Here is a 16,065-nt window from a genome sequence, read left to right on the forward strand (position 1 = left end):
GCGGCGGTCAGGCGGTGACGGCCGCTTCGGCGCCCGTCTCGGGGGCCGGCTTGCGGGTGCGTTCGGCCCAGGACGCCACCGCGGGAGCGGCGAGGCCGGCGGCGAGCAGGAGGGCGGCGAAGACCACCCAGGCCGGCCAGCCGAGCCTGACGATGAGCAGCGTGGCGAGGGCCGGGGTGACCATCGAGCCGAGCTGGGTCGACATGCCGAACATGCCCTGGTACTGCCCCTGGGCGTGGTCGGGGGCGAGGCCGAAGGCCAGGGACCAGGAGCCGGCGCTGTAGAGCATCTCGCCGATGACGTGCACGACGGCTCCGGCGAGCAGGGCGGCGACGGCGACCCAGACGGGGCGGTCGGCGGCGAGCGCGAAGAGCCCGCAGCACAGCGCGAGGAACACGCCGCAGCGGCGCAGGGTGCGGGCCCCGCCGCGGACGTCCTCGCTGCCCTTGCCGGCCCGGACCTGGAAGAGCACGACCATGATCGTGTTCAGGATGAGGATCACGGAGTAGAGCCACTTCGGGGCGTCGGTGTGCCCGGTGATCCAGATGGGCAGCGCCACGGTGAGGATGGCGACGTTCATCACCAGGACCGAGTTGAGCAGGGCGACGGCGGCGTACGGGAGGTCGCGCAGGACCACCCACTTGGGGCCGCTGCTCTCCTTGGGCGCGGGTTCGACCGACGGGACCGTCAGGTAGGCGGCGCCGGCGATCAGGAACATCGCGCCGCCCGCGATGAGGAGGCCGACGTAGGCGGGCCGGCTGTCGAACCAGAGGGCGACGGCGCCGGCGGCGGCGCCGAGGGTCACGCCGAGGTTGCTGACCGCCCGCATGTAGGACCAGGCGCGGACCCGGTCCTCCTGCGGGATGAGTCCGGCGATCAGGGCGCCGCGCGCGGCGTCGGTGGAGGACTCGGCCATCAGGGCGAGGCTGGTGACGACGACGAGGGCGGCGAAGCTCTCGACGAAGGCGTAGGCGCCGACGAACACGCCGAGCAGCAGCAGGAACCCGACGGTGGTGTTGCGGGGGCCCACGACGTCGGCGAGCCGGCCGGCCGGGATGCTGGCGGCCATGGCCATGGCCGCGCCGATGCTCAGGGCGAGGCCGACCTGTTCGGCGGGGATGCCGACGGTGCGGGTGAAGAACAGCACGCTGACGGCCATGAGGACGCCGTGCCCCGCGGTCTTGGCGAAGTTGCTCAGGCACAGCGTCCGGACGATGCCGGGCGGCGGGACGATGTCATCGAGGATCGCCATGGTGGCCTCCGTGGCCGCCGGCCGGTCCGGCCGCGGCGAGGTCGTGGGACTGGAGCTCACTGGTGATGCGCGGCCGGTCGATCTTGCCGTTGGGGTTGAGCGGCAGGGTGTCCAGGTGCCGGAATCGCCGGGGCACCATGTGGACCGGGACGCGCTTGCGCAGCCAGCGGCCGAGGGGCTGGGGTTCGACGGCGGTGCCGGTGTGGCAGCCGACGAGTTCGATGTCGTCGCCGTTCCTCAGGGCGATGACGACGGCCTGGTCGATGTCCGGGTGGCGGCGCATGGCGGCCTCGATCTCGCCGAGCTCGATGCGGTAGCCGCGGACCTTCACCTGGTTGTCGAGCCGGCCGAGGTGCACGAGCCGGCCGTCCTCCCAGCGCACCCGGTCGCCGGTCCGGTAGTAGTGTCCCGGAGTGAGCGGGCCCTCCCCGTCGTACGGGATGACGCCGCCGTCGTAGGAGAGGAAACGGCCGCGGTTGTCGGCGGGGTCGAGGTAGCCGTCGAAGCGCTGGGAGCCACGGACGACGAGCTCGCCCTCCTGGCCGGGCCTGCCGTCCTCGTCGAGCACCAGGTGGTCGAGGAAGTCGTACACGGGCCCGATCGGGACGGTGTCGTTGGAGGTGGCGGGCCAGTCGGCCGGGTCCGCCGGGAGGGCGAACTCGGTGCAGGCGACGGTGAGTTCGGTGGGCCCGTAGACGTTCTCGATGGCGGCCTGCGGGGCGACGGCGTGCCAGGCGCGGGCCTGGTCGTAGGACAGCTGCTCGCCGATGAACACGCTCATGCGCAGTCCGGTGGCCAGGCCGGCGGGCAGGTTGCCGAGCTGGGCGCTGACGGACACCACGGACGGCACCGAGAACCAGTGGGTGATGCCGTTGTCGACGAGGTAGTCGACGGGCGACAGGAGTTCGGCCCGGCCGGGCACCACGAGGGTGGCGCCGCCGCCCCAGGTGACGAACAGGTCGAAGACCGACGGGTCGAAGGTCAGGTCGAAGGTGTGCGAGGTGCGGCAGCCGGGGCCGATGCCGTAGCGCGCGATGTTGTGCGCCAGGTACGGGCCGAGGTTGCGGTGCCGGATCGGGACGCCCTTGGGGCGGCCGGTCGAGCCCGAGGTGAACAGGACGTACGCCACGTCGTCCGGGCTCGTGGTGTACGGCGGGAGTTCCGCCGCCGGGGCGGTCGCCGCGCGTCCGGCGGCGGCGACCTCCTCGGTGTCCAGGCGCAGTTCGGTGGGCACGCGGCCGGCGAGTTCGCCGTCGAGCTGGCCGGCGTCGGCGGCGTCGACGACCAGCACCTCGGCGCCCGCCAGCTCGACGATCATCCGGTTGCGCTGCACGGGGAAGGCAGGGTTGACCGGGGTGACGGTCGCGCCGAGCCGCTGGCCCGCCAGGTAGGCGGCGAGGACCGCGACGGAGCGGGTCGCCATGACGGAGATCCGGCGGGGCGCGGAGCCGTGCGCCGCCAGGATCCGGGCGGCGACGTGCTCGGCGGCGCGGCGCAGCTCGCGGTAGGTCAGGACGGCGCCGCCGGCGGCGAGGGCGGGCTCGTCCGGGTGCCGTTCGGCGGTCCGGTCGAACCACTCGTACAGGGTGCCGGGGACCTGCGGGTCAGCCATGCGACACCTCGCCGGCGGGCACGGTCAGGTCGGGCGCGTCGAGCCGCATCGTGGTCGGCGGCTCCTGCCGTACGGGCTCGATGTGGAGCAGCTCGATGCCGTCCCGGTCCGGGCCGGTGACCGCCGCGGCGCAGGGGCAGGCGTCGCCGGTGAAGCCGGCGAAGCGGTAGGCGACCTCCATCATCCGGTTGCGGTCGGTGCGCCGGAAGTCGGCGGCCAGGTGGACGCCCGCGGCGGCGGCCCGGTCGGTGAGCCAGCGCAGGATGACGGCGCCGGCGCCGAAGGACACGACCCGGCAGGAGGTGGCGAGCAGCTTCAGGTGCCAGACGCCGGGGAGGCGTTCGAGGAGCACGATGCCGACGGCGCCGTGGTCGCCGAAGCGGTCGCGCAGCGCGATGACCAGGACCTCGTGGGCCGGGTCGGCGAGCAGGGCGCGCAGCTCGGCGTCGCCGTAGTGGACGCCGGTGGCGTTCATCTGGCTGGTGCGCAGGGTGAGTTCCTCGACCCGGGCGAGGTCCTCGTCGGCGGCCCGCCGGATGGTCATGACGAGGTCCAGGGTGCGCAGGAACTCCTCGTCGGCGCCGGGGAACTCCTGGCGGGCCGCCTCACGGCGGAAGCCCGCCTGGTACATCTCGCGGCGGCGGCGCGAGTCGGCGGTGGTGACGGGGCTGAACTCGGGGCGGCCGGTGAGCTCCAGGACCTCCTCGGCGGGGTAGCAGCGCACCTCGGGGAGGTGGTGGGCGACCTCGGCGCGCTCGGCGGGCTGGTCGTCGACGAAGGCGATCGTCCTGAGCGCGAAGTTCAGCTGCTCCGCGATGTTCCGCACGGAGGCGGACTTGGCGCCCCAGCCGATGTGCGGGTGCACGAAGTACTCCGCGACGCCCAGCCGCTCCAGGCGCTCCCAGGCGTGGTCGTGGTCGTTCTTGCTGGCCACGGCCTGGAGGATGCCGCGCTCGTCGAGGGTGCGGATCACCTCGCGCACCTCGTCGGAGAGCACGACCTCGCCGTCCTCCAGCAGGGTGCCCTGCCACAGGGTGTTGTCGAGGTCCCACACCAGGCACTTGACGGTCGTGACGTCCTGCACGGTCTCCGTCATGATCACACCTCCCACAGGGTCACGGCCCAGGCCGCGACCGGGCTGTTGTTGAGGACGAGCACGAGGTCGCCCGGGGCCAGTTCGCCGCTCGCGAGGAGCGCGTCGAGGTTGAGCACCACGTCCATGGCGCCCAGGTGGCCGTACGCGGCCAGGTGCTCGCCGCACACGGGGTGGATGGCGAGGCCGAGCAGGGTCTCGTAGAACTGGTACGCGCTCGCGGTGACGTTCTGCATGAGCGTCGTGGTGACCGCGCTCTTGTCGACGCCCGCGTCCGCGAGCACCTCGTCGACCATCCGGGCGAGCCGCATCCGGCTGTTCATGGCCAGCTCGAAGCGGTACCGGTCGGGCGAGGCGCACTCCTCGCGCCACTCGTAGTACGGCACCTGCTTGTAGTCGACCCGGAACAGGTCGTGGAAGGTGCCGTCGGTCTCCTGGCGGTGCGCCCGCAGGACCGGCCGGCCGCCGCGGACCAGGGTCATCGCGTAGGCGCCGTCGCCGATCACGGTGACCGGGTACCGGACCCGGTCGAGGCCGGTGGGCCGGCTGCCGTGGGCGATGAGCACGCCCTGCCGCGACGGGTCGGCGAGCAGCAGGTCGCGGCCGAGCGCCCAGGCGGCGCTGGAGCCGGTGCAGCCGAGCCCGTCGAGGGTGAAGGCGAAGGCGCCGTCGAGCTTGGCCTCGGCCTGGACGCGGCAGGCGTCCGAGCCGAGCAGCACGTCGGGGGCGCGCGGTCCGACCAGCATGAGGGTGTCGGGGCGGCCGGGCCCGCCGGGCGTGTTCTCGTCGAGCCCGTCGAGGAGTCCGCGTACGGCCCGGGCGGCCAGGTCGCCGGCGGTGGTGTCCTCCAGGACGCCGACCGTCTCGATGCCGCTGCCGCGGGCGAACTCGGCCTCCTCCGGGGTGAGTCCGGTGAACTCGGGGAGTTCGCCGAGCGGCGTGCGGACGGTGGGCAGGACGGTGTGGACGGCGCCGATGCCGATGGCGGTGTCGTGGTTCATGACCACACCGCCAGGGCGTGCTTGCCGAGCAGCAGCTGGCTGATCTCGTTGCTGCCCTCGATGATCTCCATCAGCTTGGCGTCCCGGTAGGCGCGGGCCACCGGGCCGCCGTCCTGGGCGCCGGCCGAGGCCAGGACCTGGACGGCGGCCGCCGCGCCGCGGGCGGCGTGCCCCGCGGCGAGGTGCTTGGCGGTGACGGCGGAGGTGACGAGCTCGGGGCTGTTCTCGTCCCAGCAGCGGCTGGCCTGCTCGCAGCAGCGGGCCGAGGCCTCCTGGGCGACGTGCAGTTCGGCCAGGTGCCGGGCGACCAGCTGGTGGTCGGCGAGCGGCGCGCCGAACTGCTGCCGGGTGGCGGCGTGGGAGGCGGCGGCCCGCAGGCAGGCCCGCAGGATGCCGACGCAGCCCCAGGCCACCGAGACCCGGCCGAAGGTGAGGGCGGAGGTCACCAGCCAGTCGACGGGGAGGCCGGCGCCGCCGAGGAGGCGGTCCGCGGGCAGCCGTACCCCGTCGAAGGTGACGTCGGCGTGCCCGGCGGCCCGGCAGCCCATGGGGTCGGCGACGCGCTCCACGGTCACGCCGGGCGCGTCCGTGGGGACGACCACCGCGCCCGCCCCGGAGCCGTGGCGGCCGAAGACGACGAGGAGGTCGGCGTAGGCGCCCACCGTGATCCAGGCCTTGCGGCCGTCGATGACGACCGTGTCGCCCTCGGTGCGGAGGGTGGTGGTCATCGCGCCGAGGTCGCTGCCGGCGCCGGGCTCGCTGAACGCGACCCCGGCGAGCCGGCCGGAGGTGAGCTCGCCCAGGTGGACGGCCTTCTGCTCATCGGTGCCGAGGCGCTCGATCGTCCAGGCGGCCATGCCCTGGGAGGTCATGACGCTGCGGACGGAGGAGCACAGGGCGCCGACGTGGGCGGTGAGTTCGCCGTTGTCGGCGCTGCTCAGGCCGAGCCCGCCGTACGCGGCGGGGACCTGGGCGCACAGCACGCCCTTGCCGCCGAGTTCGCGCAGCAGCCCGAGCGGCAGCTCGCCTGCGCGGTCCCAGGCGTCGGCCCGGTCGCCGATCAGCTCGCCGGCCAGCTGCTCCGCCTCGGCGCGGGGGGAGAGCACGGCCGTCGGCTCACTCATCGCCGCCGCCCCGCAGGCGCAGTACCAGCGCGGTCATCGCGTCCACGCTGCGGAAGTTGTCGAGCGTGAGGTCGGAGCCGCCGACCTGGACCCCGAAGGACTGCTCGACGTGCACGAGCAGCTCCATCGCGAACAGGGAGGTGACGAGACCGGTGGCGAAGAGGTCGACGTCGCCGGCCACCTCGGTCCTGGTGCGCTGCTCCAGGAACGCGGTCAGCGTCTCGCGGATGGCGGTGGTGTCCTGCTGGGTGGTGGGGGTGCTCATGACGTGCTTCCTCCGTAGGTGAAGAATCCGCGGCCGGTCTTGCGGCCGAAGTCGCCGGCGGCGACCTTTTCCAGGAGCAGGGCGCAGGGCTCGTAGCCCGCGTCTCCGGTGCGCTCGTGCAGGACGCGCAGCGAGTCGACCACGTTGTCGAGGCCGATGAGGTCGGCGGTGGCGAGCGGTCCCGTGGTGTGGCCGAGGCAGCCCTCGAAGGCGGCGTCGACGGACGCCGGGTCGGCCACGCCGTCGGCGACGATCCGGGCGGCCTCGTTGATCATGCGCTGGAGGATCCGGTTGATCACGAAGCCGGGTCCGTCGCCGACGACGACTCCGTGCTGGCCCAGGGCCTCCAGGAGGCCGCGGGCGGCCTCGACGGCGGCCTCGCCGCTGCGCGGCCCGCGGATCAGCTCCGAGGTGTGGATCAGATAGGGCGGGTTCATGAAGTGGATGCCGACCAGGTCCTCGGGCCGGGCGACCGAGTCGGCCTGCTCGTCGATCGGCACGGCCGAGGTGTTGGAGATCAGCAGGGTGCCGGGAGCGACCACGGCCGAGGCCTCCGCGAGGACCTTCGCCTTGAGCGGGGCGAGTTCGGTCACGGCCTCGACGACGGCGGTCGCCTCGGCGATGTCCTCGATGCGGGTGGTGGTGACCAGCTCGCCCGTGGCGCCCTCGCGCGGCAGCCTGCCCATCATGCGGGCGAGGCGCAGCTGGCCGGTGGCGGCGGTGCGGGCCTTGGCGAGGATGTCCTCGGAGACGTCCACGAGGATCACGTCGATGCCGCGGCCGAGGGCCAGGGTGGTGATGCCGGTGCCCATGACTCCGGCGCCGATGATCGCCAGGCGGTGTCCGCCCGTGGCGGCACCCGTGGTGCCGGCCGTCGTGGACCCGGGGACGGTGCCCGTCGGGTTGTCGCTCACTTCTCCCCCTCGTTGTCGCCGCGCGCGCCCTCGGCCGCCAGGGCCGGGAGCAGCGAGCCGATGTCGTCCGTACGGTGGGCCAGGAAGGCCAGGCCGCTGCGCAGCTGTTCGCCGGTGACGAGCGGCGAGAGTCCGGCCTTGCGCAGCCACGGCTGCCAGGCGCGGGCCTGCACGCCGGCCTCGTCGAGCTCGTGGCCCTCCATCTCGTAGAGGGCGGTCGCGGAGAGCACCTTGCTGCCGGTCTCCGTGGCGCGCTCGGCGACGAGCCGCTGCCACTCGGTGAGGGGCACGGTGCGGGTGGGCAGGCCGGCCTCCTCCAGGGCCTCGAACAGGTCCTCCAGGCTCGGCGAGATCTCGTCGACGAGGTGGTAGGCGCGGCCCACCGACTTGGAGGACAGGGCCAGTTCGGCGACGGCGCGGGCCAGCACGTCGACCGGGGAGACCGGCATGCCGCGGTCGTCGACCGGGCGGGCGCCGACGACCAGGCCGCTGGCGAGCAGGAACCAGATGAGGTCCTTGTCGTTGCAGGCGCCGGTCTTGCTGGAGGCCATGATCAGGCCGGGGCGGAACACGCGTACCCGCATGCCGTCCTGGTCGGCGCGCTCCAGGATGCGCTCGCCGACCCACTTGCTGACGCCGTAGCCGCCGAGCTGCGGGTCGAGCGGCTGCTCGCGGGTCTCCATCAGCATGCCGTCCGCGCCGGCGGGCGCGGTGGCGGCGACGGTGGAGATGAAGCTGACGTCACGGATGCCGAGCGGGCGCATCCAGTTGAGCAGGGCGACCAGCGGCAGGACGTTGTCGTCGCGCAGCATGCGGTACGGCTCGGTGAAGACGACCTTGGCGGCGCAGTGCAGGACGTGGCCGACGCGGGTGGCGAGTTCGCCGTCGCGGTAGGTCGCGCAGACCTCGGCGATGTCACGCAGGTCGCCGGGGACGGCGTGGACCCGCTCCGGGTCGGGCTCGGCCAGGCCGAACTTGGCGGCGGTGGCCTTGAGCCTGGCCATGCCCTCGGCCTCGTCGGCGGCGCGGACGACGCAGTAGACGCGGCCCTTCGACGCGCGGACGAGCTCGTCGAGGAGGAAGGCGCCGAGGTAGCCGGTGGCGCCGGTGAGCAGGACGTCCTTGCCGGGCGCGGTCTTCCTGGCGAGCGGCTCCAGGGCGATCTGGAGGTCCGCGTCGACGAGGGCGCCGTCGCCGTCGGCGGCCGGGTCGACCTCCTCGTCGCCGAGGCCGGCGCCGTTGAGGAGGCCCTCGACGATGGTGGTGAGGCGGCGGACGGTGGCCTGGCTGCCGCCGGCCCGGTGGATGTTGACCAGGACGCCGAAGCGCTGCTGGATCTCCAGGACCAGCTGGACCGAGAGCAGGGAGGTGCCGCCGAGGGCGGCGAACTCGTCGTCCAGGCCGATGGTCTCGTGCCCGAACAGGTCCTTCCACAGCTGGACCAGGCCGGCCTCGACGCTGCCCTCGGCAGCGGTGGAGGTCTCGCCGGTGCCGGTGGCGGCGGGCGCGGCGGCGACCGGGCCGTCGTAGGTGAGCCGGTCGAGGGCCCAGTGGCGCTTGCGGGTGAAGGGGTACGTCGGCAGCGCGAGCCGGCGGCCGCTGCGGCCGGCGAGCGCGGACCAGTTCGCCTCGGCGCCGTGCAGCCAGGCGGTGGTCACCGCGTCGTCGAGGAGGTCGGCGAGGGTGTCCTCGTCGAGCGGCGCGGCGGGGTCCGGCAGGGCGACGACGTGGCGGTCCTTCGCGGGCTCGCCGTGGCCGATGTAGATCGGGAAACGGCCCTCGGGCACGGTGTCCTGACCGCCCGTCAGGGGCTCGCCGAGCTCGGGCAGCGCGGCGCGCAGGGCGGCGAGCAGCGCGGCCGGCGGCTGCGGGGCGTCCGCGGCGGGCAGGACGAGCACGGGGCGGCGGCCCGCGGCGCGCTCGGTGCGCACGGCCGGCGGCCGCGGCATCCGCAGGGCGGCGGCGAGGCGCTCGCGGGGCGCGGTCACGACGCGCCGCTCGTCGAAGGCGGCGCGGCCCACGCGCAGGGTGTGGGCGACGTCCTCGGCGTCGAGGCCGCCCTCGTCGAGGGCGTCGGCGAGCCGGCGGCAGGCCTGGTCGAGCTCGGCGCGGGTACGGGCGGAGAGCACGAGGCGTACGGTGGCGCGGCTCGGCGCGGCGGGGCGTACCGGCTCCGGCGGGGCGGCGAGCACGACGGCGGCGTTGGTGCCGCCGACGCCCATGGAGTTCACCAGGACGTGCCGGTCGGAGTCGGTGCAGTCCTCGCCGGTGGTGGTGACGAAGAACGGGCTCTCGTCGAGGATGCCCGGGTCGCGCGGCCGCTCGAAGGTGGGGTGCGGCGGGATCTTGCCGGTACGGGCGACGTGCACGGCCTTGATGAAGCCGGCGATGCCGGCGGCGGGGCCGGTGTGCCCGATGTTGGACATGACCGAACCGAGCCCGCAGTAGGCGGTCTTGTCGGTGGTGGCGCGGAACGCGCGGTTGAGCGCGATGAGTTCGATGTTGTCGCCGACCGGTGTGGCGGTGCCGTGCGCCTCGACGTAGCGCAGCTTGTCGGCGCTGACGCCGGCGGTGCCGAGGGCGGCGGCCACGACGTCGGCGACGCCGCGCGGGCTGGGCGCGATGAAGCCGAGCCGGTCGCCGCCGTCGTTGCCGACGGCGCTGCCGCGGATCACGGCGAGCACGTTGTCGCCGTCGGCGAGGGCGTCGTCGAGGCGGCGCAGGGCGACGACGCCGACGCCCGAGCTGTACGTGGTGCCGGTCGAACTCGCGTCGAAGGAGCGGCAGTAGCCGTCCTCGGAGAGCACCCCGCCGGGCTGGTGGCGGTAGCCGCGGAACGGTTCGAGGACCGTGGCGCCGCCGGCCAGGGCGATGTCACACTCGCCGGACAGCAGGCTGAGGGTGGCGTAGTGGACGCCGTACAGCGAGGAGGAGCAGCCGGTCTGGACGCTGACGGCGGGGCCGCGCAGGCCCAGCTTGTACGCGGCGCGGGAGGTCATGAAGTCGGCCTGTCCGCCGACGGTGAGCTCCAGGTCGTCGACGGCCGCGCGCAGTCCCTGCTCGCGGGCCTTCGCGGCGAGCAGGGCGGCGGAGTAGTTGCCCGCGGCGCTGCCGGCGAAGACGCCGACGACGGGACCGTCCTTGCGGACGGGGTGTCCGGCGTTCTCCAGGGCCTCCCAGCAGGCCTCCAGGAAGATCCGCTGCTGCGGGTCGATGGTCTCGGCCTCGCGCGGCGGGTAGCCGAAGAACTCGGAGGCGAAGTCCTCGACGCCGGGCAGCGAGGTGGCGACGCGGACGAAGGCCGGGTCGGCCAGCATCTCGTCGGTGACGCCGGCGGCCTTGAGCTGCTCGGGCGACATCTCGCGCATGGAGACGACGCCGCGGTCGATGTTGCGCCAGAACTCCTCGGGAGTGGTGGCGTCGGGATAGCGCAGGCCGATGCCGATGACGGCGATGTCGGTGCTGTTGGTCATGGTCCGGGTTCCCTCGCTCACTCGGAGATCTGGTCGCGGCGGGCGCGGCCGATCAGGCCACCGCGGTTGCGGGCGCCGAGCTCGGTCAGCTCCTCCTCGGCGCCCGAGGTGTCGCCGAGCAGGGCGACCTGGGCCTTGACGGTGCTGTGCTGGAACAGGTCGGAGACCTTGAGGGTGCGCTCCGTCAGCGGGTCCAGCTCCTCCCACAGCATGATCAGGAGCAGCGAACTGCCGCCCGCCTCCAGGAAGTTGACGTCGTCGGGCACCTGGTCGACGCCGTCCAGGTCGAGGGTGTCGGCCCAGGCCTGCCGGACCCGGGCGAGCAGCTCGGTCTCGGTGAGCGGGGTCGTGGCCACGGTGTTGTTCACGAAGTGCTCCTGGTGATGGGGTGGGAGTCGGGGTCGGCCGCGAGGTCTTCGGCGGCGGCGACCACGTCGGTGAGCAGGGCCTGGGCCGTGTCCCGGGTGAAGAGGTTGACGGCGTATGCCAGGCACAGGTCCAGACGGTCGTCCGCTGCCTCGGTGGCGACGAGTTCGAGCTCGTACTTGATGTGCAGCGGTTCCAGCGGGAGGAAGCGGGCGGTGGTGTCGTCGGTCAGGACGGCGGGGCCGGTGGCGCCGCTCTGGGCGCTGAGGAACACCGGCGTGAGGGCGGGACGGCTGAGGTCGCGGTCGCTGTGCAGCTCGTTGGCGAGGACGTCGAGCGCGACGTCGGCGTGGCGGTAGGAGACGGAACAGCTCTCCCTGACCCGGCCGAGCAGTTCGCGCCAGGTCGGTTCCCCGCGCAGGTCGAGGCGGAGGATCAGGGTGTTCACGAACATCCCGACCGCACCGGCCGCGGCCGGCTCCTCGCGCCCAGCCCACGGGAAGGCGAAGAGGAAGTCCCGCTGCGTGCCGCGCCGGGCCAGGGCCACGGCGAGCAGCGCCGCGGTGGTCATGAAGAGGGTGCAGCCGACGACGTCGGCGGCGACGGCGCGCAACCGGGCCGCGGTCTCGGCGGGCAGCCGCTCGGTGAGCAGGGTCGCCTCGGTGGACTGGAGTTCGGTCCGCGGCCAGTCGTGGGGCAGCGCGATGTCGTTGGGCGCGCCCGCCAGGTGCTCCAGGAGGGCGGCGGCCCGCTCGGCCTCCTGCGCCGGGGTCGCCGGCGTCGCGGGGCCGAGCGCCGCCGGGTGGACCGGCTCCCCGAGCTCGGGGGCGGTGCCGTCGGACAGGGCGCGGTAGGCCGTGCCGATCTCGGCGAGCAGCAGGTCGCGGGACCAGCCGTCGGCGACGATGTGGTGGACGACCAGGGCGAGCACGGTCCGCCCGGGCCCGAGGGAGAGGATCTCCGCGCGGGCGGGGGCGTCCTGCCCGAGGTCCATGGGGGCCCAGCACAGCCGGGACAGCCGGTTGCGCAGGGTGTCGGGGTGCCAGTCGGCGGCGTCGGTGACCTCGGTGGGGGCCGGGGTGGCGGTGGTGCGGTAGCACACGTGGCGCTTGCGCCGGTCGAGGCAGAACACCGAGGACAGGGCGGGGTGCCGGGAGAGGACGAGGTCGACGGCCCGGCGCAGCACGTCGTGGTCCACGGGCCCGCCGTACTCGACGAGCGTGGGGATCAGATACGCGGCGCGCAGCGACGGCAGCCGGTCCAGGAACCAGAAGCGCTGCTGCACCGGGGAGGCCGGGTGCGCCTCGGCGTCCGCGGCGGGCACCGGGGCGGGCCGCTCGGCCGCCTCCGGCGCGGGTCCGGCGTCCTGGGCGGCGGCCCGCGCCTCGGTGAGGAGGCGGGCGAGACCGGCGACCGTCGGGTCCGGCAGGAAGACGCGCGGTGAGACGACGAGCCCGTGCCGGCGCTTGGCCTCGGCGAGCATGGTGACCGCGAGCAGCGAGTGGCCGCCGAGCGCGAAGAAGTCGGAGCCGGGGGCGAGTTCGGCCGCCGCCGGGGCGGGGCCGAGCCCGCCGCGCTGGGCGAGGGCGGCGACGAAGAGCTCCGCGGCCTCCGCCTCGGCGGCGGTGAGCGGTGCGCCGGTGGCGGCGGCCACGGCGGTCCCGGCGGGTGCGCCCGTGGCCGGGCCGGCCAGGGCCGCGGCGGGCGGGGCGGGCTCGGGCGGCAGGTCCTCGGCGGCGGGCTGGCCGGGCAGGTCCGGCAGCGCGTCCAGCGGCGTGTCCGGGTCCTTGACGGCCGCGTCGAGCAGGGCGGCCAGGCCCTCGGCGAGGTCCCGCGCGGTGGCGGCGGCGTACAGCTCGGTGTCGTACTCGATCGTGACGGCGAGGCCCTCGGGGCCGTCCTCCAGGATCAGCAGCAGGTCGAACTTCGCGGTGCCGGTGGCCAGGACGGCGGGCGCGGTCCAGCCGGTGCGCCCGGCCCGCGGCGCCGGCGTGTTCTGGTACACGAAGCCGACGTCGACCAGCGGCCTGCGGCCCGTACCGTGCGCGGCGGCGACGGCGGCGGTCAGCCGGTCGAAGGGCACGCGCTGGTACGACAGCGAGCGGAAGGCCTCCTTGCGGGCGGCCGCGCACAGGTCGCGGAAGGAGCCGGCGGTGTCGACCCGGCAGCGCAGCGGCACGTTGTTGACGAAGAAGCCGACCGCCTCCTCCAGGCCGGGGTGGTCCCGGTTGGCCGTCATCGTGCCGAGCAGGAAGTCGCTCCGGCCCGACCAGCGCCGCAGCACGGCCTGGACGGCGGCGGTGAGCACGACGTACGGGGTGACGCGCAGCGAGCGGGCGAGTCCGGCGATCCCGGCGCGGACCGGCGGCGGGACGGTGAGGGTGTGCTGGGCACCGGGCCGGCTGCCGTCCGGGGCGGCCGGCCGGTCGGCGCGGCCCGCCAGGCGGAGGCCGGGGGCGACGCGCAGCAGCTCGGCGACCCGCTCGTCCAGGCTCCGTACGGCCGCGGGGTCGTCCTCCGCGCCGCGTTCGAGCGCCGCGAAGTCGGCGTAACGGGTGGGGAGCGGGGGCAGCTCCGCCGGATCGCCGGCGGCCGCCGCCTCGTAGGCGCGGGCCAGGTCGTCGAAGAGCGGGGCCAGCGACCAGCCGTCCACCGCGATGTGGTGGACGGTGAGCAGCACCGCGTCGCCCTCGGGCAGGCCCTGCCACAGCGTGCAGCGCAGCAGCGGGCCGGCGGTGAGGTCGAAGGGCGCGCGGCCGCGCTCCGCGGCCTCCCGCTCGGCGCGGGCGGACGCGTCGGGCGCTCCGGTGAGGTCGACGACCTCGACGGGCACCGGCTCGGCGGCGAGGACCTCCTGCACGGGACGGCCGTCGGCCAGCCGGTAGACGGTGCGCAGCGGCTCGTGCCGTGCGGTGACCGCCTCCAGGGCGAGGGAGAGGGCCTTGGGGTCGAGGTGTCCCCGGGCGCGGAAGAACAGCGGGACGTTGTAGGTGGGGTTGCCGGGCGCGGCGGCGTCGGCGAACCACAGCCGCTCCTGCGCGAAGGAGAGCGGCGAGGGGCGGTTTCCGGTCACGGGGCGGCCACCAGGGAGGTCGAGGCCACGTGGGCGGCCAGCTCTTCGAGGCTGTCGGTCAGCAGCACGGCACCGGCGTCGATGCGGACGTCGAGCCGCTGCTGCACCCGTACGGCGACCTGCATGGCGAGGATGGAGTTGCCGCCCAGGTCGATGAAGTTGTCCGCGGGGCCGACGGCCTCGGCGCCGAGCACGTCCTGCCAGACGGCCTGGAGCGTGGCGATCACCGGGCCGTCGGCGCCGGAGCCGGCGGCCGTGCCGGACCCGGACGGGGCTGGTGGGGCCGGAGTCGCGGCGGGCGCGTCGAGCAGGCGCAGCAGCTGGTTGCGGTCGGCCTTGCCGGTCGAGCCGAAGGGCACGCGGTCGAGCACGAGCCAGCGCGACGGGAGCATGTAGCTCGGCAGCGTCTCGCCGAGGCGCCGGTTGAGGGCGCCGGGCAGTTCCTCGCGGCCGAGGTCCGCCGCGCCCTCGGGCGAGGGCAGGACGAAGCCGACGAGCGAGGCGGCGGGGCCCTCGCCGGTCTTCTCGACGAAGGCGGCGTCGGCGAGGCCGCAGGCCATCGCGGTGCGCTCGATCTCCTCGAGCTCGATCCGGAAGCCGCGCAGCTTGACCTGCCGGTCGGTGCGCCCGAAGAGCTCGACGGCGCCGTTCGGCAGCAGCCGGCCGGTGTCTCCGGTGCGGTAGATCCGTTCGCCGGTCGCGGGCAGGGTGACGAAACGTTCCGCCGTGAGCTCGGGACGGGCCAGGTAGCCGAGGGCGACGCCCGGGCCGCCCACGCACAGCTCACCCGTCCCGCCCTCCGGCACCTCGTTCAGCCCGGCGTCCAGGAGGTGGAGGGAGGTCTCCTGGAGCGGGAAGCCGACGGGCACCCGGTCGAGCCCGGCCAGGCTCTCGTCCGTGCAGTCGAAGTACGCCGCGAAGGTCGTCGTCTCGGTCGGGCCGTAGCCGTTCACCAGCCGGCCGGGCGGTTCCGCCGCCAGGACCCGGCGCACCGCGGCCAGTTCCAGCTGCTCGCCGCCGACCACGACGGTCCCGACGGTGCCGAAGGCACCGGCGCTCTCGCGCGCCACGGTGTGGAAGAGGGAGGTGGTGAGGAACATGTGGTCGATCCGCTCGGAGCGGATCAGCGCCGCCCACTCGTCCATGGCCAGCTCGGTCACGGACGGGAAGACCACGACGGTCGCACCGCCGCAGAGCGCGTTCCACAGCTCGAAGGTGGTGGCGTCGAAAGCCGGGTTGGCGGAGCTCGCCACCCGGTCGCCCGCCTCCACGGTGCAGAACAGCGCGTTGAGGGCGAGCCGCAGCACGGCCCGGTGGGGCACGACGACGCCCTTGGGGCGCCCGGTGGATCCCGAGGTGAAGTTCACGTACGCCGGGTCGTCACGGTCACCGGACACCTCGGGCACCGGCAGACCGGGGTCGCTGCGGGGCAGGTCGAGCGGCGTGACGCCCTCGGGCAGCCAGTCCGGCAGACCGGCCCAGCGGCCCGGGGCGGCCCCGGCCGCACCCGGGGCACGGACGATCACTCCCGAGCCGGACTCGGCGACGATGTCGGCGAGCCGGCTGGTCGGGGCGAGACCGTCCAAGGGGAGGTAGGCGGCGCCGCAGCGCAGGATGCCGAGGAAGGTGACGATCAGGTCGACCGAGCGGTCCTGGGCGACCGGTACGAGATCGCCCCGGCCGACTCCGCGGCGGGCCAGCTCGGCGGCCAGCCAGCCGGCGCGCTGCCACAGCTCCCGGTACGAGAGCTCCCGGCCCCCCGCCGGATCGCGTACCGCACAGGCTTCAGGCTGTCGCTCGACCCACCGTGCCACGACCTCGTGCACGCTGACTGCCGCCATTTCCTACCCCTCCTCTGAATTCGAAATGAACTGTGCGTAAAACGGGGACCG

General features: G+C 74.5%; 11 protein-coding genes. All 11 read right to left on the reverse strand.

From position 1 onward, the window contains the following. Nucleotides 1-7: 7 nt before the first annotated feature. From ACFWJO_RS33140 to ACFWJO_RS33190, 11 genes are read right to left on the reverse strand one after another with little or no spacing between them, the layout of a single operon-like run. A complete protein-coding gene (locus ACFWJO_RS33140) occupies nucleotides 8-1,252 on the reverse strand; it encodes an MFS transporter (RefSeq protein ID WP_386871217.1) in 1,245 nt (414 codons plus the stop codon). Next, the gene (locus ACFWJO_RS33145; RefSeq protein ID WP_386871219.1) at nucleotides 1,236-2,864 is read right to left on the reverse strand and encodes an amino acid adenylation domain-containing protein; all 1,629 of its coding nucleotides are present in this window, start codon (nucleotides 2,862-2,864) and stop codon (nucleotides 1,236-1,238) included. Before ACFWJO_RS33145 ends, ACFWJO_RS33140 begins: the two co-directional genes overlap by 17 nt. Continuing rightward, entirely contained in the window at nucleotides 2,857-3,960 is a 1,104-nt protein-coding gene (locus ACFWJO_RS33150) for an HAD-IIIC family phosphatase (protein WP_386871221.1), read from the reverse strand. The genes ACFWJO_RS33145 and ACFWJO_RS33150 overlap by 8 nt, the downstream gene beginning before the upstream one ends. A 2-nt stretch (nucleotides 3,961-3,962) precedes the next feature. Continuing rightward, nucleotides 3,963-4,958 carry a 3-oxoacyl-ACP synthase gene (locus ACFWJO_RS33155; RefSeq protein ID WP_386871223.1) on the reverse strand — a complete coding sequence of 332 codons (996 nt, stop codon included), beginning with the start codon at nucleotides 4,956-4,958 and terminating at the stop codon, nucleotides 3,963-3,965. Beyond that, nucleotides 4,955-6,082 carry an acyl-CoA dehydrogenase family protein gene (locus ACFWJO_RS33160; protein ID WP_386871225.1) on the reverse strand — a complete coding sequence of 376 codons (1,128 nt, stop codon included), beginning with the start codon at nucleotides 6,080-6,082 and terminating at the stop codon, nucleotides 4,955-4,957. The genes ACFWJO_RS33155 and ACFWJO_RS33160 overlap by 4 nt, the downstream gene beginning before the upstream one ends. Further along, complete coding sequence (locus ACFWJO_RS33165) at nucleotides 6,075-6,347, reverse strand: acyl carrier protein (RefSeq protein WP_386871227.1); 273 nt, start codon at nucleotides 6,345-6,347, stop codon at nucleotides 6,075-6,077. The genes ACFWJO_RS33160 and ACFWJO_RS33165 overlap by 8 nt, the downstream gene beginning before the upstream one ends. Continuing rightward, nucleotides 6,344-7,261, reverse strand: a complete 918-nt coding sequence (locus ACFWJO_RS33170) for a 3-hydroxyacyl-CoA dehydrogenase family protein (protein WP_386871229.1) — start codon at nucleotides 7,259-7,261, stop codon at nucleotides 6,344-6,346. Before ACFWJO_RS33170 ends, ACFWJO_RS33165 begins: the two co-directional genes overlap by 4 nt. Further along, the gene (locus tag ACFWJO_RS33175) at nucleotides 7,258-10,734 is read right to left on the reverse strand and encodes a thioester reductase domain-containing protein (RefSeq protein WP_386871231.1); all 3,477 of its coding nucleotides are present in this window, start codon (nucleotides 10,732-10,734) and stop codon (nucleotides 7,258-7,260) included. The genes ACFWJO_RS33170 and ACFWJO_RS33175 overlap by 4 nt, the downstream gene beginning before the upstream one ends. 17 nt (nucleotides 10,735-10,751) lie before the next feature. Beyond that, entirely contained in the window at nucleotides 10,752-11,102 is a 351-nt protein-coding gene (locus tag ACFWJO_RS33180) for an acyl carrier protein (protein WP_384410475.1), read from the reverse strand. After that, on the reverse strand, nucleotides 11,099-14,173 hold the full coding sequence (locus ACFWJO_RS33185) for a condensation domain-containing protein (RefSeq protein WP_386871234.1): 3,075 nt from the start codon (nucleotides 14,171-14,173) through the stop codon (nucleotides 11,099-11,101). The genes ACFWJO_RS33180 and ACFWJO_RS33185 overlap by 4 nt, the downstream gene beginning before the upstream one ends. Continuing rightward, nucleotides 14,170-16,014 carry an amino acid adenylation domain-containing protein gene (locus ACFWJO_RS33190; RefSeq protein WP_386871236.1) on the reverse strand — a complete coding sequence of 615 codons (1,845 nt, stop codon included), beginning with the start codon at nucleotides 16,012-16,014 and terminating at the stop codon, nucleotides 14,170-14,172. Before ACFWJO_RS33190 ends, ACFWJO_RS33185 begins: the two co-directional genes overlap by 4 nt. Between the last annotated feature and the right edge of the window lie 51 nt (nucleotides 16,015-16,065).

Origin of the sequence: Streptomyces sp. NPDC127092 (assembly GCF_042722475.1) — a bacterium.
GTDB lineage: Bacteria > Actinomycetota > Actinomycetes > Streptomycetales > Streptomycetaceae > Streptomyces.